This window comes from uncultured Cedecea sp., assembly GCF_947498825.1.
Classification (GTDB): domain Bacteria; phylum Pseudomonadota; class Gammaproteobacteria; order Enterobacterales; family Enterobacteriaceae; genus JGM124.
On sequence record NZ_CANMLV010000003.1, the window covers coordinates 229,979 to 255,225 of the forward strand.

22 protein-coding genes and 5 tRNA genes are annotated in these 25,247 nt (G+C 48.1%); 4 read left to right on the plus strand and 23 right to left on the minus strand.

All coding sequences use genetic code 11. The annotated features are described in order from the left end of the window. Positions 1–5: 5 nt before the first annotated feature. Genes mrdB through rsfS form a run of 4 tightly spaced genes read right to left on the minus strand, consistent with a single transcriptional unit; the run spans position 6 to position 3,841 of the window. A complete protein-coding gene (gene mrdB, locus Q1A40_RS06110; protein ID WP_299998557.1) occupies positions 6–1,118 on the minus strand; it encodes a peptidoglycan glycosyltransferase MrdB in 1,113 nt (370 codons plus the stop codon). 2 nt (positions 1,119–1,120) lie between these two features. Further along, on the minus strand, positions 1,121–3,022 hold the full coding sequence (mrdA, locus tag Q1A40_RS06115) for a peptidoglycan DD-transpeptidase MrdA (protein WP_299998558.1): 1,902 nt from the start codon (positions 3,020–3,022) through the stop codon (positions 1,121–1,123). A gap of 27 nt (positions 3,023–3,049) precedes the next feature. After that, positions 3,050–3,520, minus strand: a complete 471-nt coding sequence (gene rlmH, locus Q1A40_RS06120) for a 23S rRNA (pseudouridine(1915)-N(3))-methyltransferase RlmH (RefSeq protein ID WP_299998559.1) — start codon at positions 3,518–3,520, stop codon at positions 3,050–3,052. Positions 3,521–3,523: 3 nt separating this feature from the next. Further along, positions 3,524–3,841, minus strand: a complete 318-nt coding sequence (rsfS, locus tag Q1A40_RS06125) for a ribosome silencing factor (protein ID WP_299998560.1) — start codon at positions 3,839–3,841, stop codon at positions 3,524–3,526. A 526-nt stretch (positions 3,842–4,367) separates the two neighbouring features. On the opposite strand from rsfS, the gene Q1A40_RS06130 reads away from it, so the two are divergent. Both Q1A40_RS06130 and Q1A40_RS06135 read left to right on the plus strand, forming a co-directional pair. Continuing rightward, positions 4,368–6,158, plus strand: coding sequence for an S-type pyocin domain-containing protein (locus Q1A40_RS06130; RefSeq protein WP_299998561.1), 1,791 nt, complete (start codon positions 4,368–4,370; stop codon positions 6,156–6,158). Continuing rightward, positions 6,159–6,416, plus strand: a complete 258-nt coding sequence (locus Q1A40_RS06135) for a bacteriocin immunity protein (protein WP_299998562.1) — start codon at positions 6,159–6,161, stop codon at positions 6,414–6,416. On the opposite strand, the gene nadD is transcribed toward Q1A40_RS06135, so the two are convergent. Genes nadD through leuS form a run of 4 tightly spaced genes read right to left on the minus strand, consistent with a single transcriptional unit; the run spans position 6,413 to position 11,298 of the window. Next, on the minus strand, positions 6,413–7,066 hold the full coding sequence (gene nadD, locus Q1A40_RS06140; RefSeq protein WP_299998563.1) for a nicotinate-nucleotide adenylyltransferase: 654 nt from the start codon (positions 7,064–7,066) through the stop codon (positions 6,413–6,415). The two genes, Q1A40_RS06135 and nadD, sit on opposite strands and share 4 nt — an antisense overlap. Continuing rightward, positions 7,059–8,090: a DNA polymerase III subunit delta gene (gene holA, locus Q1A40_RS06145; protein WP_299998564.1), complete on the minus strand. Its 1,032-nt coding sequence runs from the start codon at positions 8,088–8,090 to the stop codon at positions 7,059–7,061. Before holA ends, nadD begins: the two co-directional genes overlap by 8 nt. Next, positions 8,087–8,701, minus strand: coding sequence for an LPS assembly lipoprotein LptE (gene lptE / locus Q1A40_RS06150; protein WP_299998565.1), 615 nt, complete (start codon positions 8,699–8,701; stop codon positions 8,087–8,089). The genes holA and lptE overlap by 4 nt, the downstream gene beginning before the upstream one ends. 14 nt (positions 8,702–8,715) lie before the next feature. Further along, positions 8,716–11,298 (minus strand): leucine--tRNA ligase, encoded by a 2,583-nt coding sequence (gene leuS / locus Q1A40_RS06155; RefSeq protein ID WP_299998566.1) that lies wholly within the window; start codon positions 11,296–11,298, stop codon positions 8,716–8,718. A gap of 253 nt (positions 11,299–11,551) precedes the next feature. On the opposite strand from leuS, the gene Q1A40_RS06160 reads away from it, so the two are divergent. Continuing rightward, positions 11,552–12,034: a zinc ribbon-containing protein gene (locus Q1A40_RS06160; RefSeq protein ID WP_299998567.1), complete on the plus strand. Its 483-nt coding sequence runs from the start codon at positions 11,552–11,554 to the stop codon at positions 12,032–12,034. A 46-nt stretch (positions 12,035–12,080) separates the two neighbouring features. Here the strand turns inward: Q1A40_RS06160 and Q1A40_RS06165 are convergent, their stop codons facing one another. The 9 genes from Q1A40_RS06165 to miaB all read right to left on the minus strand — a co-directional run bounded on the left by Q1A40_RS06165 (position 12,081) and on the right by miaB (position 21,625). Further along, positions 12,081–12,806 carry an amino acid ABC transporter ATP-binding protein gene (locus Q1A40_RS06165; RefSeq protein WP_299998568.1) on the minus strand — a complete coding sequence of 242 codons (726 nt, stop codon included), beginning with the start codon at positions 12,804–12,806 and terminating at the stop codon, positions 12,081–12,083. After that, complete coding sequence (gene gltK / locus Q1A40_RS06170) at positions 12,803–13,480, minus strand: glutamate/aspartate ABC transporter permease GltK (protein WP_299998569.1); 678 nt, start codon at positions 13,478–13,480, stop codon at positions 12,803–12,805. Before gltK ends, Q1A40_RS06165 begins: the two co-directional genes overlap by 4 nt. Next, positions 13,480–14,220, minus strand: coding sequence for an amino acid ABC transporter permease (locus Q1A40_RS06175; RefSeq protein ID WP_299998570.1), 741 nt, complete (start codon positions 14,218–14,220; stop codon positions 13,480–13,482). Before Q1A40_RS06175 ends, gltK begins: the two co-directional genes overlap by 1 nt. Positions 14,221–14,510: 290 nt before the next feature. Then, positions 14,511–15,428, minus strand: a complete 918-nt coding sequence (locus Q1A40_RS06180) for an amino acid ABC transporter substrate-binding protein (RefSeq protein ID WP_299998571.1) — start codon at positions 15,426–15,428, stop codon at positions 14,511–14,513. 535 nt (positions 15,429–15,963) lie between these two features. After that, positions 15,964–17,499, minus strand: a complete 1,536-nt coding sequence (lnt, locus tag Q1A40_RS06185) for an apolipoprotein N-acyltransferase (RefSeq protein ID WP_299998572.1) — start codon at positions 17,497–17,499, stop codon at positions 15,964–15,966. A 7-nt stretch (positions 17,500–17,506) separates the two neighbouring features. Continuing rightward, positions 17,507–18,385, minus strand: coding sequence for a CNNM family magnesium/cobalt transport protein CorC (gene corC, locus Q1A40_RS06190; RefSeq protein WP_299998573.1), 879 nt, complete (start codon positions 18,383–18,385; stop codon positions 17,507–17,509). A 101-nt stretch (positions 18,386–18,486) separates the two neighbouring features. Then, complete coding sequence (gene ybeY / locus Q1A40_RS06195) at positions 18,487–18,954, minus strand: rRNA maturation RNase YbeY (RefSeq protein WP_299998574.1); 468 nt, start codon at positions 18,952–18,954, stop codon at positions 18,487–18,489. Continuing rightward, a complete protein-coding gene (locus tag Q1A40_RS06200; protein ID WP_299998575.1) occupies positions 18,951–20,012 on the minus strand; it encodes a PhoH family protein in 1,062 nt (353 codons plus the stop codon). Before Q1A40_RS06200 ends, ybeY begins: the two co-directional genes overlap by 4 nt. Before the next feature lie 188 nt (positions 20,013–20,200). Next, positions 20,201–21,625 (minus strand): tRNA (N6-isopentenyl adenosine(37)-C2)-methylthiotransferase MiaB, encoded by a 1,425-nt coding sequence (miaB, locus tag Q1A40_RS06205; protein ID WP_299998576.1) that lies wholly within the window; start codon positions 21,623–21,625, stop codon positions 20,201–20,203. 121 nt (positions 21,626–21,746) lie between these two features. On the opposite strand from miaB, the gene ubiF reads away from it, so the two are divergent. Continuing rightward, entirely contained in the window at positions 21,747–22,922 is a 1,176-nt protein-coding gene (gene ubiF, locus Q1A40_RS06210) for a 3-demethoxyubiquinol 3-hydroxylase (RefSeq protein ID WP_299998577.1), read from the plus strand. A gap of 102 nt (positions 22,923–23,024) precedes the next feature. Here the strand turns inward: ubiF and Q1A40_RS06215 are convergent, their stop codons facing one another. The 6 genes from Q1A40_RS06215 to Q1A40_RS06240 form a co-directional block, all read right to left on the minus strand. Beyond that, positions 23,025–24,419, minus strand: a complete 1,395-nt coding sequence (locus Q1A40_RS06215; RefSeq protein ID WP_299998578.1) for a sugar porter family MFS transporter — start codon at positions 24,417–24,419, stop codon at positions 23,025–23,027. Positions 24,420–24,718: 299 nt separating this feature from the next. Further along, a tRNA-Gln gene (locus tag Q1A40_RS06220) sits at positions 24,719–24,793 on the minus strand. A 35-nt stretch (positions 24,794–24,828) separates the two neighbouring features. Next, a tRNA-Gln gene (locus tag Q1A40_RS06225) sits at positions 24,829–24,903 on the minus strand. Between the two features lie 41 nt (positions 24,904–24,944). Continuing rightward, positions 24,945–25,021, minus strand: a tRNA-Met gene (locus tag Q1A40_RS06230). Between the two features lie 29 nt (positions 25,022–25,050). After that, positions 25,051–25,125 (minus strand) — tRNA-Gln (locus tag Q1A40_RS06235). A 40-nt stretch (positions 25,126–25,165) separates the two neighbouring features. Next, positions 25,166–25,240 (minus strand) — tRNA-Gln (locus Q1A40_RS06240). Positions 25,241–25,247: the final 7 nt, after the last annotated feature.

Here is a 25,247-nt window from a genome sequence, read left to right on the forward strand (position 1 = left end):
TCCAATTAAACGCTTTTTGATAACATTTTTCTGTGGGTATGTATCGACATGACGATACCAAACCCGGCCATAAGTACGATAAGTGCCGATCCTCCGTAGCTGACTAAGGGTAAAGGCACTCCAACTACAGGTAGGATACCACTAACCATACCTATATTAACAAATACATAGACGAATAAGATAAGCATCAGACCGCCCACCATGACACGACCAAATGTGGTTTGTGCGTGAGCAGCAATAAACAGTCCACGGGCTATCAGTAAGATATAAAGAGTCAGTAGCACCAGAACACCCAGCAGACCTAACTCTTCTGCCAGAACGGCAAAAATAAAGTCAGTATGCCGTTCGGGTAGGAATTCTAGCTGTGACTGGGTTCCGTGTAACCAGCCTTTACCGCGCAGGCCCCCGGAACCGATAGCAATTTTAGACTGAATAATATGATAGCCAGCACCTAACGGGTCACTTTCCGGATCCAGTAACATCATCACGCGTGAACGCTGATAGTCATGCATCAGGAAGAACCACAGTAACGGAATAAATGCCGCAAGTAACAGAGCCGCGATAGCAATCAGCCTCCAGCTAAGCCCGGAAAGAAACAGAACAAACAGCCCTGAACAAGCTACCAGAATAGAGGTTCCTAAATCGGGTTGGGCGGCAACCAGCAGTGTCGGAATAAAAATAAGAACCAGTGCAATTCCGGTATTTTTTAACGACGGGGGGCAAACATCCCGGCTGATAAAACGTGCCACCATTAGAGGAACGGCAATTTTAGCAATTTCTGAAGGTTGAAAACGGACAATGCCTAAATCGAGCCAGCGCTGTGCTCCTTTAGAAATGGCACCAAATACATCAACTGCAATTAACAGAATAATGCAGATAACGTAGAGATAGGGGGCCCAGCCTTCATACACGCGTGGTGGAATTTGCGCCATAACAAGCATCACCACGAATCCCATCGCGATTTGCCCCAGTTTACGTTCCGTCATATCCATATCCTGGCCACTCGCGCTCCAGATAACCAGAGCACTGAATACCAGCAGAGCCACAATGGTCGTCAGTAGCGTTGGGTCGAGATGAATTTTGTCCCAGATAGATTTTTTATTTGAGTTGCCGGTCATAACTATTGGTCCTCTGCGGCTGATGCGCCAGGTGGTGCGGCAGGCAGTACGGTATTGTTATCCCCGAGCATTAAATGGTCGAGAATTTGTCGCATCATCGTACCCACAGCAGGGCCGGCTCCACCGTTTTCCAAAATGATGGTCACGGTATATTGCGGTTTATCGTAAGGGGCATAACCGACCATCATTTTATGGTCGCGCAAGCGTTCGGCAATCTTACTGGCGTTGTAGGTTTCATTCGCTTTCAGACCGAAAACCTGGGCAGTCCCTGATTTTACCGCCGCTTTATAAGGGGCGTTGGCAAAGTAGCGATGAGCGGTACCATTTGCACGGTTAGCCACGCCATACATACCGTCTTTGGCTATTTCCCAGAAACCGGAATGAATATCGCCGACTGGCTCTTCTGGTGGTTGTGTCCAGGGGATTTGCTTGCCATTTTCAACCCGGCTCATCAGTAAGTGAGGAACACGCACAATCCCGTCATTAATCAGGATCATCAGCGACTTACTCATTTGAATTGGCGTAGCGGTCCAGTAACCCTGACCGATACCCACGGGGATCGTATCGCCTTGATACCAGGGTTTCTTAAAGCGTTTCATTTTCCATTCACGCGTGGGCATATTACCCGAACGCTCTTCTGCCAGGTCGATACCAGTGTAATCGCCATAGCCAAACTTATTCATCCACTCACCCAGACGGTCAATACCCAAATCATAGGCAACTTGATAAAAGAAGGTATCGGCAGACTCTTCAATCGACTTGGTGATATTCAGGCGACCGTGTCCCCATTTCTTCCAGTCACGATAACGTTTTTCTGAGCCAGGAAGCTGCCACCAGCCAGGATCAAAGAGTGAAGTATTTTTATTGATCACTCCGCTACTTAATGCTGACACCGCAATATAGGGTTTCACAGTGGATGCCGGAGGATAAACGCCCATAGTCGCGCGGTTTATTAACGGCGTATTGGGGTCATTAAGCAGGCCGGAGTAATCCTTGGTGGAAATGCCATCAACGAACAGATTAGGGTTATAACTGGGCATCGATACCAGTGCCAGAACACCACCGGTATTGGGATCGGTAACGATAACCGAAGCGCGGCTTCCTTCCAGAAGTGTTTCAATATAACTCTGTAGTTCCAGGTCTAGTGTCAGATAAATGTCGTTACCCGCCACAGGCGGCACTTCTTTAAGCTGGCGGATAACACGTCCTCGGTTATTCACCTCAACTTCTTCATATCCTGTCTGGCCGTGAAGAATATCTTCGTAATAGCGTTCAATTCCTAGTTTACCGATATCGTGTGTTGCCGCGTAGTTGGCCAGTCTTTGCTCTTTTTTCAGTCGCTCAACGTCTTTATCGTTAATTTTGGAAACATAGCCGATCACGTGGGTCAGGGCAGATCCATAAGGGTAAAAGCGGCGTTTATAGGCTTTAACCTCGACACCCGGAAAGCGATACTGATTTACGGCAAAACGTGCAACCTGGACTTCTGTCAGATTGTTTTTAATAGGAATTAATGTGAAACGGTGTGAACGGGCACGCTCTTTTTTAAAGTTAGCGATATCGTCATCAGTAAGATCTATTATTGAACGAAGTGATTCCAGCGTGGCCTGCACGTCATCCACTTTTTCTGGCATCATTTCAATTTGATAGATGATTCGGTTTGATGCCAGTGGCGTGCCATTCCGGTCATAGATAATCCCACGCGTTGGCGGAATGGGTACCAGCTTAATACGGTTTACATTCGAGCGCGTCTGGTAATCATTGAAACGGAGTATTTGCAAATGATAGAGATTGACGAGCAATACGCCCGTTAGCAATATAATAACTGAGAAGGCGACCAGAGCACGACGCACAAAAAGCGCCGACTCAGCTGAATGGTCGCGAAAAGAATTCTGTAATTTCATTTGCCGTCTGATACAACCTGCACAGGATTACTCACGATGGTAGGGATGGTTAGTCGTAATACTCCACGCCCGATACAAGCTTTCAGCCACCAGTACACGTACCAGTGGATGAGGCATTGTCAGCGCAGAAAGTGACCAGCTTTGTTCTGCTGCTGCTTTACAGGCTGGAGCCAGGCCTTCAGGACCACCAATCAGTAAGCTCACATCACGGCCATCTAGCTTCCAGCGTTCCAGCTGCACGGCGAGCTGCGGTGTATCCCAAGGCTGTCCTGGAATATCCAGGGTGACAATCCGGTTACCTTTACCCGCAGCCGCCAGCATCATTTCGCCTTCTTTTTCGAGAATACGTTTGATGTCAGCATTTTTGCTGCGTTTTCCCGCCGGGATCTCTACCAGTTCAAACGGCATATCTTTAGGAAAACGACGCAAATACTCGGTAAATCCGGTTTGCACCCAGTCAGGCATTTTGGTCCCGACAGCCACCAGTTGCAGCTTCACTGCTTAGCTCCAGAGTTTTTCGAGTTCGTACAGTTGACGGCTCTCTTCTTGCATCACATGGACAATGACTTCACCTAAGTCGACAACGACCCAGTCTGAGGCATTAATCCCTTTGACGCCCATTGGGCGAAGTCCTATCTCACGTGCAGATTGAACCACATGCTCAGCAATAGACATGACATGACGGTTAGATGTTCCCGTACAAATGACCATGTAGTCGGTGATACTTGATTTGCCTTTGACATCGATAGCGACGATATCCTGGCCCTTGAGGTCATCGATTTTATCGACAACGAAATCTTGAAATTCTTTACCCTGCAAGAGTCCCCCTGAGAGAATGATTATATTATTTGACCCGCTACGACTTTACCCCGCAAGACGATGGGCTATTTTGACTCTGCATTAAAGCACGGAGTCATCATTGCGCCATATCATCCCATTGCAAGGCAGAGTTTGCATCGCCATTTTTGTAAAACAATTTCAGAATGGCTTTATTATGCGGGTAAGAATTAGTGGCAGCGGAGCATAACAGCCTGAGAGAGTCTGTCAATGACTGCTTTGCACTGAAATGAATACTTAAAGCCTCAGAACCCTGGCGATAATCCGCGAAGTCCTCAGGGACTGCAATACCGTAAATTTGCCCGCTAACAATGCTTCGCTCCAGACCTGACCAGTTCCTGTTAACCAGCCCGCTTTGTTGCAATTATTTCACCATTTTTTCGACTGCCCTAGAGAAGTTAATAACTTTTTTTATCTGTCATTGACGTAAATACCAGTGAGCAATAGATTTTAATTGCGTAAAGGCATGAGGATCATGCTTGCAACAAAACCAGGAAAGGTGTGAAAAATGGACGATAAAGAAAATAAACCTGTCGAAGGAAAGCCTGATGAACCAGAAAAAAACACCCGGGAAACACAGGAAAAAAAGACAAGGGTCAAACGCAGTACTGGTGGCGATTACTGGGATACCCACCCACATATCGTTATCACCGGGGGAGCAGAGGAACTAAAAAAACCGGGGCGAGGTAATGGCGGTAGCCTTTTAGCACAGCCGAAACCACCCACTAATTTCAGCGAGAAACTCCACCTGGAATCGGAGCAAATAGCCAAGGCGACTGAAAAAACTTTAGCAGAGGCGGTAAAAAAAACCGAGGCAGATAAAGCCGCCAAAATGAAAGAACAGGCTCAAGCCCAGGCCAAAGCCCAAGCAGAGCGAGAAGCACTGACAGCCAAAATGAAAAAGGAGTCGGAAGACCGATTACAAAAAAATCGGGAAGCTGATGCTAAGCGGGAAGCCGACAGGAAGAAAGCTGAAGCAGACAGGACAAAGGCAGAAGCTGAGCTTCAGGCAGCAAGGAAAGCCGAAGCGGAAACAAAAGCAAAGGCAGCCGCTGAGTCTAAAGCAAAAGCGGATGCCATCATTAAAGCCAGAAAAGAGAGGTTTTCGAAAGCTGGCGTAAAACCGGCGCCATCCTATACAGCGCAGATGGTAGCCAAAGCCAATACAGCCCTCAAAGCACCTGATGCTTTGGTATTGAATCAGACCCCTGGGTCTGCGCAGCTAACACTGGCGGGTCAAGGCGTCTGGACCGCAACCGATGAAATAGCGGGAAACCTTACCCACTGGTTTAATCAAGCGCTATCACAACTCTCCGTTCCGGAAGTCTCTGCGGGGGCGCTACGGCTTTCTGTCGCCACCCTGCTGCTTCACTCTGAACCCGTGGGAAAAGGGAGCGACAAGGTACCCGGTCGTGACCTAGAGGCGATGTTTGCCTTGAATGCGCAGCACCTGGCTGGAACTGGTGTAAAAATCGAGCCTGGTGTCAAAAGTGTCGAACTTCCGGTACGTGGAAGCCTAGTGCATAGCGAGGGTCAGCTCACGCTAGGGCTGCTAAAAACGGGTCCTGGCGTACCAAAGGCTGTTCAGGTACTGACCGCGGTGCGCGATGTTGCCACAGGGCTTGATAAAATCACCGTACCTGCGATGGCGGGTATGCCAGAGCGACATATTCTGATTAACCCTGCCCCGAGCCCTCCAGCCACACCGCCGCATACCGGAACGCCTGTAATGGTGCCGGTGACGCCGGTACATACCGGAACGGACGTCAAACCCGTGCAACCCCTTAGGACGACGACGACCCCCGTCAAAACCTTGGGGGGAATACATGACTTTATCTACTGGCGGCCTGATGCATCCGGAACCGGTGTAGAGCCAGTTTATGTGATGCTGAGTCAGGATCCCCGAAAACTACCGGGAACCGTGACAGGCAAAGGGCAAGGTACTGGAGAGAAGTGGCTTAATGATGCAAATAAAAATGTGGGTGTAACTATACCGGTACGGATTGCAGACAAGTTACAGGGTCGTGAATTTTCGAGCTTCGATGCATTTCGTGAGGCGTTCTGGACAGAGGTGGGGAAAGATCCCGAGTTATTGAATCAATTCAAAAACCGGAATAAAACGCTGGTTAAAAAAGGTAAATCTTCGTTTGTTCGTGAATCAGAGCGTGCTGGTAAGAGAGAACGTTTCGAACTCCATCATATTAAGCGAGTTATTGATGGCGGCGCCGTTTATGATATCGATAATATCAGAGTCGTTACGCCTAGACGTCATATTGAAATTCACAGAGGGAATAAGTAAATGAAAAAAAAGATAATTTCTGATTATACCGAGGCTGAGTTTCTGGAATTTGTCAGGGAAATATGCAGAGCAGAAGGCAAGACGGAGGCTGATGACGATAAATTAGTGGATGAGTTTCGTCGATTAACTGAACACCCTAAGGGTTCTGACGTTATTTTTTATCCTGATGATGATCAGGAAGATACCCCTGAGGGTATTGTCAAGGAGGTCAAAGAGTGGCGAGCCAAAAATGGCAAGCCAGGATTTAAACAGGGCTAGCGGTACAGGTGTTGCTGGTGAATAAACTCCAGTACTGGGGCGGGTACCAGGTCATCACAGGGTTGTCCGGACGCCAGACGCTTGCGAATAGTGGTGGCGGCAATATCATACAACGGAGTGGGGGCGATGAAGATTTTCCCCGCAGGCTTCTGATGCAGTGGCTCAATAGAGTGAGTACGGTGTGTCTCCAGCCATTGTTGCAGTTCAGGCGTGTCCATTGTAAGAGGATAATTCGGACGCTGACAAACCAGTAAATGACACAGCGATAGCAGCTCTTCCCAGCGATGCCAGCGCGCTAAACTCAGCAGTGAGTCCTGACCGATAATAAAGGCCAGCGGTTGCTGGTGACCTTTTTCCGCGCGGATTTGCTCCAGGGTTTCAACCGTCCAGGAAGGTGTGGCGCGTTCAAGTTCACGGCAGTCCAGTGAAAATAATGGCTTATCGATAATTGCCAGTTCGACCATTCTTTTACGCTGTTCACTGCTGGCTTCAGGTTGTGGGCGATGAGGGGGCACATTATTCGGCATAATAATGACCTGTCCGAGTGAGATTTGCTCAGCCAGGGCGGTGACAGAATTGAGATGACCGTAATGAATGGGATCAAAGGTTCCGCCATAGATAGCTTGTAACCGGAGCGCAGGATCAGTCATGAATAAACACCTCCGGAAGCGCTTTGTTGCAAATAAGCAATGAGATCTCTTCCAGTTCATCCCATACTGACTGAGCGTAATCCTGTTTCAGGATAAGTTCTGTCTTCGCCAATAAGTGTACCCCTTGATATAACTGTGAGAGGGTCAGGCGATTAAGTGCTTCGGTTAAGATCTGACGACGATTCTGCCATATCCGCTGTTTATCGAATAATGTTCGTAACGGGATGGTCGCCATTTGGCGTTTCAGTTGAACCAGCTGGAGTAATTCACGCTGCAGCGTTCGCAACAGAATCACCGGCTCACTGGCTTCAAGACGCAGCTGGCGCAGAATATGCAGGGCCCGTTTACTTTTTCCTGCCAGCAGGGCATCTATCCAGTGAAAGGGGCTAAAGTGCGCGGCATCGCTCACGGCTTGTTCAACGCGGGGTAGTGTCAGTTTACCGTCAGGCCAAATCAGTGACAGGCGCTCCAGGGCTTGTGAAAGTGCCAGCAAATTGCCTTCATAGCAGTAACACAGCAGTTGGCTCGATGCATCATCAATCGTCAAATTCATCTGTTTGGCTCGCTGAGCCACCCAGCGGGGCAAATGATTATGTTCAGGTGTCTGACAACTTACCTGAACGCAACGCTCGGCAATCTGAGCCAGCCATGCCGCATTCTCCTGCGCCTTGGTCAGTTTATTACCACGCACCAGTAGCAGAATATCGCTATGTAACAGGCTTACCAGCGTTTCTAGCTGACTGTTAATAGACGCATTCGGACCATTTTCGGGCAACAATAACAGCAGCGTTTGACGTCTGGCGAATAAGCTCAGTTCCTGGCAAAGGGAAAAGATCATCGACCAGTCGGTGCTGGTGTCAATCTGGGTGGTATGGTGTTCTTCAAACCCTTGAAGCTGTGCTGCCTGACGAATAGCATCCTGGCTTTCTTGTAACAAAAGAGGGTCATTGCCTGTTAGCAGATAGGCCGCGCGCAGCCCTTCATTGAGCTGCGCACGAAGTTGTTCCGGATACAACCGAATCATTGGCTATCGGTAGTTGCCGGAAGTGTCGACGACACCCGAACAGGAGACGTGACAGATTCAGATGGATTCTTTTCTTCAACCGCCTCTTTTTTATGTGACTCCTGCTCTGCGGCATCGACCGAGAGGAGTTTGCGGATCAGCTGCTGAGAGACATTGGTATACATTTCCTGGATTATCAAGTCTTGCTCAGCATCCTTTGCCAAGGCTGTCAGCGGGTTATCAAAAAACGAGCGATAAGAGGTGGCGCTGATAGGGTAAATATCGTTGCCCGGGACCAGTACCTGAGCCCTTACCGTCATCACCATTTGATATTCCGCGGTACGACCATCCTGGAAGATTGACGCAGTATCTTTGCTCAGACTTGAACCTAAAATACGCAAAGAAGGAGTATCTTTAGCGGTATTCGTTTTTGTATCGTCAACAATCGTGACGCCGTTTAACAGCAATTGTTGACGGATCTCACGGGTCAGCGGCCCGTTAGGGTCGCTGGAGTTGAGAATCAGTGTTTTAAGCCCGGCAGGGATCTGCGTGGTGCCACGCAGATGAAAACCACAGCCTGCGGTAATTAATACCGCAAAAGTGACCAGCAAAGTGATAAAAGGATGTCGCACGCTGCCTCCTGTGCTTAGCCCGCAACCAAGTTAAGCAATTTACCTGGAATATAAATCGCTTTCCGTATGGTCATGCCTTCAAGGTGTTTTGCCACCAGATGCTCCTGCAGCGCACGTTCATGAACTTGTGCTTCAGTCGCATCTGCTGCAACGGTAATTTTACCGCGCACTTTACCGTTGATCTGAACGACGACCAGACGAGAATCTTCAACCATCGCCTGCTCATCAGCCTGTGGCCACGGAGCATTGTCGATATCGCCAGTACCACCCAGTGACTGCCACATTGCAAAGCTGGCATGTGGGGTGAACGGATACAGCATTGGGACGACCGCTAACAGGGCTTCGTTAAGAATGGCACGGTTAGCATCCACGTCCTGATCAACGCGCGTCAATTTGTTCATCAGTTCCATAATAGCCGCGATAGCGGTATTAAAGGTCTGACGACGGCCAATATCATCGGTCACTTTAGCAATGGTTTTGTGTACATCGCGACGCAGTGCTTTTTGATCTTCGTTAAGCGCTGCAACATCGAGCGCAGGTGCAGTACCACGGTTGGTATGCTCGTAAACCAGTCTCCAGACACGTTTCAGGAAGCGGTTTGCACCTTCTACGCCAGACTCTTGCCATTCCAGCGTCATATCCGCAGGGGAAGCAAACATCATAAACAGACGTACGGTATCCGCACCATAGCGTTCAACCATCACCTGAGGGTCGATGCCGTTATTTTTCGACTTCGACATTTTGCTCATACCGGCATAAACCAGCTCATGGCCTTCAGGATCAACAGCTTTGACGATACGCCCTTTTTCATCGCGCTCTACGATAGCATCTGCCGGGGAGACCCAGTTACGTTCACCATTGTTGCCGGTGTAGTAGAAGGCATCAGCCAGAACCATACCCTGACACAACAGCTGTTTAGCAGGTTCATTCGAGGTCACCATACCCGCATCGCGCATCAGTTTGTGGAAGAAGCGGAAATAAAGCAGGTGCATGATGGCATGTTCGATACCGCCAATATAGATATCGACAGGCAGCCAGTAGTTAGCGGCTTTCGGGTCGAGCATGCCTTTGTCGTAATCCGGGCAGGTATAACGCGCGTAGTACCAGGATGACTCCATAAAGGTGTCAAAGGTATCTGTTTCACGCAGCGCAGGACGACCATTAACGGTGGTTTTTGCCCACTCAGGATCGGCCTTGATTGGGCTGGTGATACCATCCATAACCACATCTTCCGGTAAAATAACCGGTAACTGATCTTCAGGAGTTGGTACCACTGTACCGTCTTCCAGCGTCACCATAGGAATAGGTGCGCCCCAGTAACGTTGACGAGAGACACCCCAGTCACGTAAACGGTAGTTCACTTTACGTTCACCAACGCCTTTTGCGGCCAGCTTATCTGCAATGGCATCGAAAGCGGCCTGGAAAGCCAGACCATTGAACTCACCTGAGTTAAACAGAGAACCTTTTTCTGTCATTGCTTCAACTGACAAATCAGGTTCGCTACCGTCTGCGTTTAAAATAACCGGCTTAATCGAGAGGTTATATTTAGTGGCAAATTCCCAGTCACGCTGGTCATGTCCTGGAACCGCCATCACTGCACCGGTACCGTATTCCATGAGAACAAAGTTAGCTACCCAGACAGGAACCGCTTCACCGGTCAGAGGATGAATGGCATTAATGCCGGTCGCGATACCTTTTTTCTCCATGGTCGCCATATCGGCTTCAGCCACTTTGGTATTACGGCACTCTTCAATAAATTCGGCGACCTCAGGACGTGTTTGTGCAGCCTGTTTAGCCAGAGGATGACCCGCAGCCACCGCCAGGTAAGTGACACCCATAAAGGTATCCGGGCGGGTGGTATAGACTTTCAGTTTTTCTGCGCTATTTTCGACGTCAAAGGTGATCTCGACCCCTTCTGAACGGCCAATCCAGTTGCGCTGCATGGTTTTAACCTGCTCTGGCCAGTTTTCCAGAGTATCCAGGTCGTTCAGCAGCTCGTCAGCATAGTCAGTGATTTTGATAAACCACTGAGGGATCTCTTTACGCTCAACTTTGGTATCACAGCGCCAGCAGCAACCGTCAATTACCTGTTCATTAGCCAGAACGGTCTGGTCATTAGGGCACCAGTTAACTGCTGAAGTTTTTTTATATACCAGGCCTTTTTTATACAGCTCGGTAAAGAATTTTTGTTCCCAGCGATAGTACTCTGGGGTACATGTTGCCAGTTCACGGCTCCAGTCGTAACCAAACCCCAGCGTTTTAAGCTGTTTCTTCATATAGTCGATATTTTCATAGGTCCACGGGGCAGGTGCGGTTTTGTTTTTAACCGCAGCGCCTTCAGCCGGCAGACCGAATGCGTCCCAGCCGATAGGCTGCAGCACGTTTTTGCCCAGCATACGCTGATAACGCGCGATAACATCGCCAATAGTGTAGTTACGAACGTGGCCCATATGTAGTCGGCCAGAAGGATAGGGTAGCATCGAGAGGCAGTAGTATTTCTCTTTGCTTTCGTCTTCGGTTACTTCAAAAGTACGGTTCTCTTGCCAGTGTTGCTGGACATTAGATTCTATCTCTTCCGGGCGATATTGCTCTTGCATGGCAGCCAGTAGTCCTGTTTATGAAAGACAGCTACGGATGTAGCTTTATATATATAGCCCCATAGCATAGCTGATTCGCCAGCAGCAAAACAGCCTTTCACACGCCTGAATCGCCATTTCATACTTTGTTACCGCTACGTGATTTTTTACAATTAGTCAGAGGAATTTTTTCAGCTAGTGCAGGTTAGAGGTTATGATTGAAACAGACCACTTAGTGATGGCTGTTAGATTTTTCTAAAAGGAGTGCGAATCAATGGGTAAAGTCTCCAAATCATACCATGAACTGGTGAAGTCGCTGACAAAGCAGATAGAAGGCGGCGATCGTGATATTGATAAATTGGTTAATGAAGCACGTCAGTCTCTGGAAGAGAAACATGACTTAACATCTGATGAAATAGCGCAAGTGACCAATGCGGTACGTCGGGATGTCAAAGCATTTGCTAACAGCTACAGTGAAAACTCAGACGATTTCACTGACAGTGTTTTTATGCGAGTGATAAAAGAAAGCCTGTGGCAGGAGCTGGCAGATATTACCGATAAAAGTCAGATTGAATGGCGAGAGGCATTCCAGGACATTGAAAAAGGTGGCGTCTATCAGAGCGGTGAACTGGTGGGTTTCGGTAATCTAATTTGCGATCATTGTCACTTCAATCTTGCGATTTATTCACCCGAAATTTTATCAGCCTGCCCTAAGTGCGGGCATGACCGCTTCCATCGTAAACCTTTTAATCCGTAACATAAGAATCATGGCCTGACGCTAAGATACCGCCAGGCCATAATGATTAATGCAGAATTTTTGCCAGGAAGTCTTTGGCGCGATCGGACTGTGGATTATTGAAGAAGTCTTCTTTGTTGGTATCTTCAATAATTCGTCCTTCGTCCATAAAGATAACCCGGTTAGCCACTTTACGCGCAAAGCCCATTTCATGGGTCACGACCATCATGGTCATTCCTTCATTGGCCAGCTCGACCATCACGTCCAGCACTTCATTGATCATTTCCGGATCGAGCGCGGAGGTCGGTTCATCAAATAACATCACTACCGGATCCATACAGAGTGCACGTGCAATAGCGACACGCTGTTGCTGGCCACCGGAAAGCTGGGACGGATATTTGCTGGCATGGTTTGACAGGCCCACGCGCTCCAGTAATTTGAGCGCCTTATCGCGCGAAACGTCAGGATCGCGTTTCAGGACTTTGATCTGAGCCAGTGTCAGATTTTCAAGAATCGATAAATGTGGAAATAATTCAAAGTGTTGAAATACCATGCCAACGTGGGAACGTAGCTTGGCGAGGTTAGTCTTTTTATCGTTCACCCGAGTGCCATTGAAGATAATTTCACCTTGCTGAACAGGCTCCAGGCCATTGACGGTTTTAATCAGTGTCGATTTACCCGAACCTGACGGGCCACAAACCACCACTACCTCACCCTTTTTCACTTCGGTTGAGCAGTCGGTAAGGACCTGAAAGTGACCATACCACTTAGAAACATTTTTTAAGGAGATCATTGAACAGTCCTTTTCTTCAAATAGCTGACCAGCAACGAGGCGCTAAGGCTAATCACAAAATAGACAAATCCGGCGAACAGGATCATTTCAACTTGAGTTCCGTCACGTTCACCAATCGTGGATGCGGTACGGAAGAAGTCGGCCAGACTAATAACATAAACCAGTGAAGTATCCTGAAACAGGACTATCCCCTGAGTTAAGAGCAGAGGCACCATTGCACGGAAGGCTTGCGGCAGAATGATTAATCTCATGGACTGCGCTTTGGTCATACCCAGTGCCAGGGCTGCATTAGACTGTCCGCGTGAAACGCTGATGATCCCGGCGCGAATAATCTCGGAATAGTAGGCGGCTTCAAACATCGCAAAGGCGACCATGGCAGAAATCAGACGAATATCTGTCTGCGGCGACAAGCCTAATACTGATTGTAAGAAACCCGGCACTACTAAATAAAACCACAGTAAAACCATCACCAGCGGAATGGAACGAAACACGTTGACGTAAGCGGCGGCAAACCAGGAGACAGGTTTAAAGCTCGACAGACGCATTACCGCCAGAATAGTGCCCCAGACGATACCAATAACCACTGCGGTTATGGTGATTTTTAGCGTAATTATCAGACCCTGAATCAGGAAAGGCAGGGTGGGTATGATAGAACTCCAGTCATATTCTGACATTATTTACTCCCCATATTGCCAGGCAGACGTACTTTACGTTCAACCAGATGCATGATGCCCATAATGACAACGTTAATCAGAACATAGGCGAGAGTTATTGCCGTAAATGACTCATAGGCATGAGCGGAGTAATCAAGAAGCTTACCGGCCTGAGCAGCCAAGTCCATCAAACCAATCGTTGACGCAATGGCGGAGTTTTTCACCAGGTTCATCATTTCTGAAGTCATTGGTGGAACAATTACGCGATAGGCATTCGGCAGCAGAACGTAACGATAGGCCTGAATTTGAGTGAGTCCCATTGCCAGAGCCGCGTTCTTCTGCCCGCGAGGCAGAGATTGAATTGCTGCTCTGACTTGCTCACAGACGCGGGCGGCAGTAAAGAGTCCCAGACAAATCATGGACGAAACGAAGAACTGAATATTTGGATCCAATTCAGCCTTAAACCACATGCCGATATTTTCCGGGAGAAGTTCCGGCACGACCAAATACCAGGTAAAAAACTGAACAATCAACGGGACATTACGAAAGAGTTCGACATAAATCGTGCCGATAGACGATAAAAACTTATTGGGGACGGTACGTAAGATACCGAACAAAGAGCCGACAAAAAAAGCAATAATCCAGGCGCTAATGGAAAGGGCAACGGTGACCTGAAAACCGCTCCAGATCCAGCCCAGATAGGTGGTATTTCCGAAAGGTGTGGGTTCTAAAAAGATCCCCCAATTCCAGCTTATGGACATAAGATACTCCGTGATAAAAAAAGGGTAGCCGTATTACCCTGAACGATGACGAATACCTCTGGGTCATCGTTTATCCTGACGGATGCAGAATAAACAGTTAACATCCTTGTTAACCACAAAGAGAGGTGCCAGGCACCTCTCAACGATTGATGAGAATCCCAGTTCCCCTGTCAGATCTTTGTCTGAATATTAGGAGAATTAGTGCTAACGGGGGAACGGCCTGTCAGCACTAACTGTGTTTGGATCACTACATTTCAATCAACAGGGTGAGTAGTATCACCCCTGTTTTTCTAATTCAGAGCTTTATCATTTGGTTCTTTAAAGGTGGTTTTCATTTCATCGGACAGATCGAAATTCATATTTAAGTTTTTCGGTGGGATCGGTTGTTTAAACCAGACTTCAAACCATTTTGCTGCCTCACCTGAGGTTTGTGCCTGAGCAATGGTTTCATCGATCAATTTCTTGAATTCAGGATCGTCTTTGCGCAGCATACAACCGTAGGCTTCTTCAGACTGTGGTTTACCGACGATTTCCCACTCTCCTGGTTTTTTCGCTTTAGCACGCTCACCGGCCAATAAGGCATCATCCATCATAAAGGCTACCGCGCGGCCACTTTCCAGAGTACGGAAGGAGTCACCGTGATCTTTGGCACTGATGATGCGCATATCCATTTTATGCTCTTCATTCAGCTTGTTAAGCTGAGCTTCAGAGGTGGTGCCAGAGGTGACAACGACCGCTTTACCTTTTAAGTCTTCGAAATCTTTAATTGGGCCATCTTTTTTCGCCAGCAGACGCGTTCCGACAACGAAAATAGTATTAGAGAAAGCGGCTTGTTTTTGGCGTTCGAGGTTATTGGTGGTTGAACCACATTCAAAATCAAAGGTGCCATTTTGCAGCAACGGAATTCGGTTTTGAGAAGTAATTGGAATTAACTTAACCTGCAAATCCGGCTTATTCAGTTTTTTCTTCACCGCATCAACAATGGCATTAGAATAGTCCTGCGAGTAACCCACTACTTTTTGCTGGTTATCGTAATAAGAAAATGGCACCGACGATTCACGGTGTCCGACTACAATCACGCCATTCTTATCAATTTTACTCAGAGTAGATGACTGGGATACCGCATCCGACTTGGCATCCTCAGCGTGCGCCAGACCCATAGCCATACTTATCATTAGGGCTGCTGCGGTCAGTTTACGTAAATGCATGTCTAACTCCTTAATATGTATGCTTAAAACGGTTTTGTATGTCCGAACTGAGCAGTTTGTTGTCGTGTTAGATAGTGAGCGAATAATTAATTAATAATTAACATTTATGCTGGTTTAATGTAACCACCTTACAACATTAATGTTTGTTTTTGAGAAGTAACACGCATCATTTGGAGGTATTTATCCTGTGCTTTGGAATGCTGATGCTATGTCTGTCACAGAATGGTGCAGCGCTCTTTTGATTTTGCTCTATCCTGTGGCATTTACTTATTCATCAGAATTTAATTAATGACTTACTGAACTAAGCAAATTCTATGCCAGAAGCGTAAAAAATCAGGGGCAAGAATGAGGTTAAAAGAGCCTGATAATCGTATTTATCCTTTTTTTAATTGAATCAGGTGAGTCTGAAAGACGTATTTTGTTCAGTGCGATGGGGTTAAAATTTGGGTGAAAGTGAGCAGAGATGCGCGGCCAGTATCTGAAAGTGATAAAAAAGGCCGGCAATGAATGCTGGCCTTAATCAATACAGGTAGTATTACTGCTGCGAGCGCTTTTTTACTCCGATAATAATAGCGGCAGCGCCAAATAACAGAGTTAACAGCCACAACGGTCCATTACCAAAACGGGCATAAGGTGTCAGGCCGCGTGTCGGGATAACGGTAGTTTCCAGCACGCCACGAGTAAATTGCGGCAGCATTTCAGTTATCTCACCTTTTGCATCAACGGCAACGGTGATGCCATTGTTGGTGCTACGCAGTAATGGACGTCCTAGCTCCAGAGCGCGCATCCGTGCCATCTGCAGGTGCTGCCACGGGCCAATCGATTTACCAAACCAGGCATCATTCGAAATAGTCAGCAGATAATCGGTATCCGGCTGGAAATTATCCCGTACCTGTTCCCCGAGAATAATCTCGTAGCAAATAGCTGGGGTCAGCTTAACGCCACTGGTATTAATCTGGGGCTGAACGTAAGGCCCCCGGCTAAGGGAAGACATTGGTAAGTCGAAAAACGGGGCGAGTGGGCGCAGTATCGACTCGAGCGGGACATATTCACCGAAGGGCACCAGATGGTTTTTGTTATAGCGATCGCCACTCTCGTAGCTGTACGGGCTACCTTCCCCGAGCGTGATGATAGTATTGTAGGTATCATAGCGGTTGTGGCTATTCAGGCGCGCATCAATAATACCGGTTATCAAGGAACTGTGACTTTCCAGTAATTGCTGATTAAGCTGATGAAGAAAAGGTTGCTGGTTGATCTCTAAATCGGTAATCGCTGACTCAGGCCAGATAATCAGCTGTGATTTGCCCATGAAAGGTGCTGTCAGCTCGGAATAAATGCGCAAAGTATTGAGCAGCTCACCCTCGTTCCATTTCAATGACTGGGGAATATTGCCCTGTACCAGAGCAACCTTAAGCGGTCGATCATTTTGCAGCTGAAACCACTGTAGCGTCTGTAACGGCCAGGGTAAAAAGAGCAGCGCTGCGGCGAGTATGATGGGCTTCCAGGTGCGGGCATTCAGAGCATAAACTATCAGACCGGCGACAGCCATCAGCAGTAAGGTCACTGTCTCGACACCAAAAATCGGGGCAAGGCCTTTCAGTGGGCCGTCAATCTGGCTATAGCCAAATTGTAACCACGGAAATCCGGTCAGGATCCAGCCACGCAGAAACTCAGTGACTTGCCAGAGCGCCGGTGCAGCCAGCACCAGTCGCCACCAGGTTGTCTGGGGCCATATCTTACTCAGCAGACCGGCAAATAGCCCGGTATACAGCGACAGATACGCCGCCAGCAATACCACCAGGAAGACATTTATCGGGCCGGGCATTCCACCAAACTGGGCGATACTGACGTAGACCCAGTTAACACCACTGCCAAACAGGCCGAGCCCCCAGAAGAAACCAATCCAGGCACTTTGAATAGCCCGACGATTCAGGGTCAGCGCTTGCAGGCCTGCCAGTGAAATCAGGGCCGCAGGCCAGAAGTCGTAAGGTGAAAAGGCCAGCGTGCCGCAGGCCCCGAAAAAAAGCGCCAGCAGCAGACGTACTGACTGGCGTTGAAAGTATTGGCCCATAAAGGAATTATTCTTCCAGTTTTGGTTGCGGAGAATCGTCCGGTATCCGGACATGAACCTGAATAATACGGCGACTGTCAGCCATCGCGACTTTAAACTGGTAACCGTCTATTTCGATGGTTTCACCACGGGCCGGAAGGTGACCAAATGCCTGCATCACTAACCCACCAATTGTATCGACCTCTTCATCGCTAAAATGGGTATTAAAGACTTCATTAAAGTCTTCAATTGGCGCAAGGGCACGGGCGGTCCAGGTATGACGGCTGAGCTGACGGAAGTCACTGTCTTCCAGATCGTCATACTCATCTTCGATTTCACCGACGATAAGTTCGAGGATATCTTCAATTGTGACTAAGCCTGAAACGCCACCAAACTCATCAATCACTATCGCCATATGATAGCGTTGCTGGCGGAACTCCTTCAGCATACGGTCAACACGTTTACTTTCAGGAACCACTACAGCCTGACGTAACACCTTTTCTACACTAAATGGCTCACTGTCACTGCGCATAAACGGCAGCAAATCTTTGGCCATTAAAATCCCTTCAATGTGATCCTTGTCCTCGCTTATCACCGGAAAACGGGAATGTGCCGACTCAGTGATGATGTTCAAACACTCTTCCAGAGTCTGGTCATGTTTGATAGTCACGATTTGCGAACGTGGGATCATAATGTCCCGTACGCGTTGGTCGGCAATATCCATTACCCCTTCAAGCATATCCCGGGTATCTTGATCGATAAGGGAGTTCTGCTCGGAATCTCGGATCAGCGTCAGCAAATCAGCACGGTTTTTGGGTTCACCGTGAAATAGCTGGCTAAGGAACAGGGAAAAAAATCCCTTTTTACTGGCAGGCGTATCACTGTTATGTGAATTGTCGTCGCTCATGGCGTTAGGTTTAAGGCCTCTGGTTAGTGATAGTTCACAGACGGTGAGATGGACCGCCGCCTGTATAAGTTACTGAATACTTATTTAGAGCATCGAGATAATTACTCTTTCTCGGCAATGTACGGGTCAGCATACCCAAGAGCAAGCATTATCTCAGTTTCTATGCTTTCCATCTCTTCGGCTTCATCGTCTTCAATATGGTCATAGCCTAAAAGATGCAGGCTACCATGGATAACCATATGCGCCCAATGGGCCTCTGGCGGTTTTTCTTGCTCCAGCGCCTCTTGCTCAACAACCTGGCGACAAATCACCAGATCGCCCAGTAAAGGCAGTTCAATTCCCGGTGGGGCTTCAAAAGGAAAAGAGAGCACATTGGTTGGTTTATCTTTACCGCGATAGGTCAGATTCAGCTCGTTACTTTCAGCCATATCGACCAGTCTGACAGTCACTTCCGCTTCTTCCTGAAATTGCGATATAACCGCATTCAGCCAACTCTGAAACTGGGCTTCTTCAGGTAAGCCTGTGGTATCTTCACAGGCCAGTTGTAAGTCAAGAATGACTTGGCTCATTCGTTCTCCCGGGGCGTAATGCTGGCGGCGATTGCTTCGCGTTTACGTTCGGCTGCCAGAGCATCTTTACGTTGTTGTTCAGTATTTTCCCATGCCTCATAGGCATTGACGATACGGGCCACCACTGGATGGCGCACCACATCTTCACTGTTAAGAAAATTAAAGCTTATCTCGTCGACTTCAGCCAGTACGTCAATCGCATGACGAAGCCCGGATTTAATATTGCGCGGCAAGTCGATTTGTGTGGCATCACCCGTGATAACCGCTTTGGAGTTAAAACCAATACGGGTCAGGAACATTTTCATTTGCTCGCTGGTGGTGTTCTGACTTTCATCGAGAATGATAAATGCGTCATTCAGTGTTCGTCCACGCATATAAGCCAGCGGAGCCACTTCGATAACATTACGTTCGATCAGTTTTTCAACCTTTTCAAAGCCGAGCATTTCAAACAGCGCGTCATACAGTGGGCGCAGATAAGGGTCAACTTTCTGGCTCAGATCGCCGGGTAAAAAACCAAGTTTTTCACCCGCTTCGACCGCAGGACGTGTCAGCAGAATACGACGGATCTCCTGACGTTCCAGGGCATCGACGGCTGCAGCAACGGCGAGATAGGTTTTCCCAGTACCAGCAGGTCCGATACCAAAGGTGATATCGTGCGTCAGAATATTTGAAATATACTGTGCCTGATTCGGGGTGCGAGGCTTGATAACACCCCGTTTGGTTTTGATATTAATCGCTTTACCGTAATCTGGAACGCTGTCGGAAACTTGCTCCAGTACTCCGGTTTCTTTAATCGCCAGGTGGATTTTTTCAGGGTCGATATCCTGACTTTCACCACGTACCGGCGCTGTATCCACATATAATGTCAGTAATATCTTTGCCGCTGCATTTACTGTCATCGGTCGTCCCGTTATCCGGAACTGATTATCACGACGACTGATATCCAAGCCCAAACGGCGTTCCAGCTGTTTGATATTGTCATCAAACGGACCACAGAGGCTCAGAATACGGGCGTTATCTGCGGGTTCTAATGTTATTTCGCGAGTTTCTATATTCAAACTTATCCTCGGGATTATGTAGAGTCGTTATCGGCTTTTATGCCGTAACGCTGATAAAAACCTACGTTATCTGTCAGGCAGGCACCGGTGTTAAGCAAGATATTTGGGTGGTGGCACCAGAATACAAGGAGAAAGAATAAAATTGACCGCCGGGAGTGGTTATCCAACCCCCGGTGGAAACCAAGAGATTAAGGCTGATAAATCCCAACACCAATTTCATTTTCTTTGCGAGTACGCGCAATCACGGACGCGGGGGATTCGACACTCCGTAAGTCCATGTCACCCTCGGTACGTAGCACCTTACCGCGCAGAGAATTCGTACGAACTTCAGTGATTTCGACATCAACAAATTTACCCACCATATCCGGGGTGCCTTCGAAGTTCACCACACGATTATTTTCGGTGCGTCCCGCCATCTCCATAATATTTTTACGCGAGGTCCCTTCCACCAGAATACGCTGGACTGTACCCAGCATACGACGACTCCAGGCCAAGGCTTGCTGGGTTATTCTGTCTTGCAGAATATAAAGACGCTGTTTTTTCTCTTCTTCCGGAACGTCGTCTACCATATCGGCTGCTGGCGTACCTGGGCGGGCAGAGAAAATAAAGCTATAGCTCATATCAAAGTTGACATCCGCTATCAGTTTCATTGTTTGTTCAAAATCTTGCAGGCTTTCACCTGGGAATCCGACAATGAAGTCGGAACTGATTTGAATATCAGGACGCGCTGCGCGAAGTTTGCGAATAATCGCTTTATATTCCAAGCCGGTGTGGGTGCGCCCCATCATATTCAGGATCCTGTCGGAGCCGCTTTGTACCGGCAGGTGCAGGAAACTCACCAGTTCAGGCGTATCGCGATAGACTTCGACAATATCATCGGTAAATTCTATCGGATGGCTGGTGGTGAAACGAATACGATCGATACCATCAATTGCTGCCACCAGACGCAAGAGTTCCGCGAAAGATCCCATTTCACCGTCAAATAACGGCCCGCGCCAGGCGTTGACGTTCTGGCCGAGCAAATTCACTTCACGTACGCCTTGGGCAGCAAGCTGTGCGATTTCAAATAAAATATCATCGCAAGGCCGACTGACCTCTTCACCGCGGGTATAAGGCACTACGCAGTAGGTGCAGTATTTATTACAGCCTTCCATTATCGAGACAAAGGCCGTCGGGCCTTCAGCGCGGGGTTCCGGCAGACGGTCGAACTTTTCAATCTCCGGGAAGCTAATATCAACCACCGGGCTACGGGTGCCACGGACTTTGTTGATCATCTCGGGGAGACGGTGCAGCGTTTGTGGGCCAAACACAATATCAACATAGTTGGCACGCTCGCGGATATGGTCGCCTTCCTGGGAGGCAACGCAACCCCCGACGCCAATAATGACATCCGGTCTGTCAGCTTTGATCTGTTTCCAGCGCCCCAGCTGGTGGAAAACTTTTTCCTGGGCTTTTTCACGGATAGAACAGGTATTCAGGAGCAGAACATCGGCTTCTTCCGCATTTTCAGTCAGCGTAAAGCCATGAGTACTGTCCAGGAGATCGGCCATCTTAGATGAGTCATACTCATTCATCTGACAGCCCCATGTTTTTATATGAAGTTTTTTCGTCATCGACATGTCATTGCTCAAGTGTATCCAAGAGTTAAGTCGTATAGTGTAATGCTTTGATGTGGATGTGACCAGCCTGGGGAAAGGCGGTAGAATCAACTCAGGCAAATTAAGGATAAACACCATGATGAATCAACCCATTGAAGTCGCCGTTGTCGGTGGCGGTATGGTCGGCGCAGCGGCGGCACTTGGACTGGCAAATAGCGGTTTTCGTGTGGCGGTTATTGAACATCTGGCTCCGGCAGAATTTCAGCCAGGCAGTCCGCCTGATGTCCGTATTTCAGCCATAGGTGCGCAATCCGTCTCGTTATTGCAATCTCTGGGCGTATGGGAAAGCGTGCTTTCGATGCGTGCCCATCCTTATCGTCGTCTCGAAACCTGGGAATGGGAAAGGGCGCAGGTGAGTTTTGCTGCAAATGAACTGGGCCTGCCTGAGCTTGGTTTTATGGTTGAGAATCTGGTGTTACAGCAAGCGCTCTGGCAGGCCTTAGTTAAACATCCTCAGATCACCCTGTGCTGTCCCGCTCAGTTAACGCAGATGCAACGCAGTGAAAGTGGGTGGACGCTCTCATTTAAGGATGGCGAATCGTTAAATGTTCCAATGGTGATTGGTGCTGATGGCGCAAATTCGCAAATTCGTCAGTGGGCGGGTATCGGCATTCATGCCTGGCAATATCGTCAGTCTTGCATGTTAATTACTGTTCAGTGCGATGAGTCCCCGGGAGACAGTACCTGGCAGCACTTTACCCCTGCGGGCCCACATGCATTTCTGCCGTTATTTGATAACTGGGCATCATTGGTCTGGTATGACGAGCCGGCGCGTATTCGCCAGCTACAGGGGATGAGCATGGCGCAGCTACAGAAGAGTATTGCCCGTCATTTCCCTGCACGATTAGGTCATGTCACCCCAGTTGCCAGTGGTGCCTTCCCGTTAACTCGTCGCCATGCGCTGAAATATGTAAAACCGGGGCTGGCATTAATCGGTGATGCGGCTCATACCATTCATCCTCTGGCGGGTCAGGGAGTGAATCTTGGCTACCGCGATGTGCAGGCATTACTCGACGTGATGACAGATGCACGTCATCTTGGGGAGCAGTGGGCGAGTCTTGAGGTATTAGCGCGTTATCAGTCTAAACGTAAGCTGGATAACTTAATGATGCAAACCGGGATGGATCTGTTTTACGTTGGATTCAGTAATAATCTGGCACCTGTACGCACCATACGGAACCTCGGGCTGATGGCTGCACAGCGTTCGGGTGGACTTAAACAGCAAGCGCTGAAATATGCGCTGGGGTTGTAAAAATTAACCAGCAGGATGCTTGCATCTTGCTGGTTAGTCTTTTAAGACGGTTTTCGCCTCGTGAGCAGGGCACAGAGGCGTTGAAAAGGCTGGCTGTAAATATTAGTCGTGTGAACCTATGTCGCGTAATTTGCGGCCTGTCATCAGATTACGTTCAATATGCTCCAGTGAAATACCTTTAGTTTCCGGGATAAGCCACAGCGTCAGGAAAATAAAGAACAAGTTCAAGGCACCGTAAATCCAGAAAGTATTCGCGTGACCAAAAGAGTTGAGCATGGTCAGGAACGTTGCCCCAACAATCATGTTTGCAATCCAGTTGGTTGTCGTAGAACAGGTGATACCAAAGTCACGTCCTTTCAGCGGCTGGATCTCAGAACACAGTACCCAAATCAGCGGGCCGGCACTCATGGCAAAACCGATAATAAACATGAGTAGCATGGCAATAGCAAAGTACTGTGCGCTCTGAGAGTGAATGCCGATATGCAGCATGGTACCCAGAACTCCCATGCCAGCAGCCATGACTAAGAAGCCCAATACGAGCGTTGGCTTACGTCCCCAGCGATCCACCAGGCCAATAGCAATAAAGGTGGAGAGCAGATTGAACAGACCGACTATTACCGTTCCCCACATTTGTTGGTGGGTGCTGGCGAAACCGGCTATCTGAAAGATCTTCGGTGCGTAGTACATGATGACATTCATGCCGGTAAATTGCTGCATAACCTGGAGTAACACACCGAGATAGACGGCACGACGGAAATTTGAGTTTTCTTTAAAGAGCGCCCATCCCCCCTGTTTCACTTTCAGGCTTTCACGAATTTCATCAAGTTCGTTTTTAGCTTCAGCGCGGGTATCACGTAACCGCATCAGAACTTTTTCCGCATCATTAAAACGGAACTTGGCTGCATACCAGCGTGGACTGTCTGGCAGAAAGCTAACGCCTATTAATAAAAGGATGGCCGGAAAAGTGATAATACCCAGCATCCAGCGCCAGTCACCACTGTAGCTGAACGCCGTGTCGGACAGATATGCTGCGAGTATGCCGATGGTAATCATCAACTGATACATGGAGATCATACTGCCGCGAACCTTCTCTGGCGCTATTTCTGACAGATAAAGAGGGGCGGTATAAGAGGCAACTCCCACAGCGAGTCCCAGTATCACTCGGGCCAGGTAAAGCAGTTCAACATTAGGAGCAAACGCCGAACAGAGAGAGCCTGCAACAAAAAGAGCAGCACCAATGATAAGGCTGTATTTCCGACCCAATTTAAAAGAGAGCCAGCCGCTGCCAATGGCCCCGACGGCAGCACCAAACATCATGGAACTGACCACCCACTCCTGCTCGTGTGTCGAAATAACAAAGTCTTTAGTGATAAAGGGGAGCGCGCCGGCGATGACGCCAATATCAAGTCCGAACAGTAACCCTGCCAGGGCAGCCATCAGGCAGACGAAGAACGTCATTCTTTTGTTGGAGCTGTTTTTCTTTTTATTATCAGGCATATTATTTTCACATCAATTATTGATTTGGTACTGATTAGAGTAGGTGAGAGATACGAATAAATTTGTGATTCAGATCACATCAACACAGCTATTAACATTATGATTCAAATGAATAAATTTTTTTTTATTCTTAATAAACAGAATGTTAAAAGTATAAATTTTAAGGTGACGGTCGCTGTCAGACTGTATTGATGGGAGAAAAGGCAGCAGATGTGCAACGGCTTAAACAGAAGGAATGCGTTTTTTATAGCCGCCGAAAAAGAAAAAGCCCTACTAAAAAGTAGGGCTTTTTCATGATGTGGCTGGGGTACGAGGATTCGAACCTCGGAATGCTGGTATCAGAAACCAGAGCCTTACCACTTGGCGATACCCCAAAAGTACAACTTGTCGTTACAAACATCTTAAATATTGGCTGGGGTACGAGGATTCGAACCTCGGAATGCTGGTATCAGAAACCAGAGCCTTACCGCTTGGCGATACCCCAATCACATACCAAATTAGAAAATTCAGTATTGTATCTGTGTATGGTGGCTACGACGGGATTCGAACCTGTGACCCCATCATTATGAGTGATGTGCTCTAACCAACTGAGCTACGTAGCCAATCATTAAATTCAGTTATTGTTATCGACTGGCTGGGGTACCTGGATTCGAACCAGGGAATGCTGGTATCAAAAACCAGTGCCTTACCGCTTGGCGATACCCCAATATGTAGACGAGACTTACTTTTTATGTCGATAAAAAAAGTGGCTGGGGTACCTGGATTCGAACCAGGGAATGCTGGTATCAAAAACCAGTGCCTTACCGCTTGGCGATACCCCATCACATA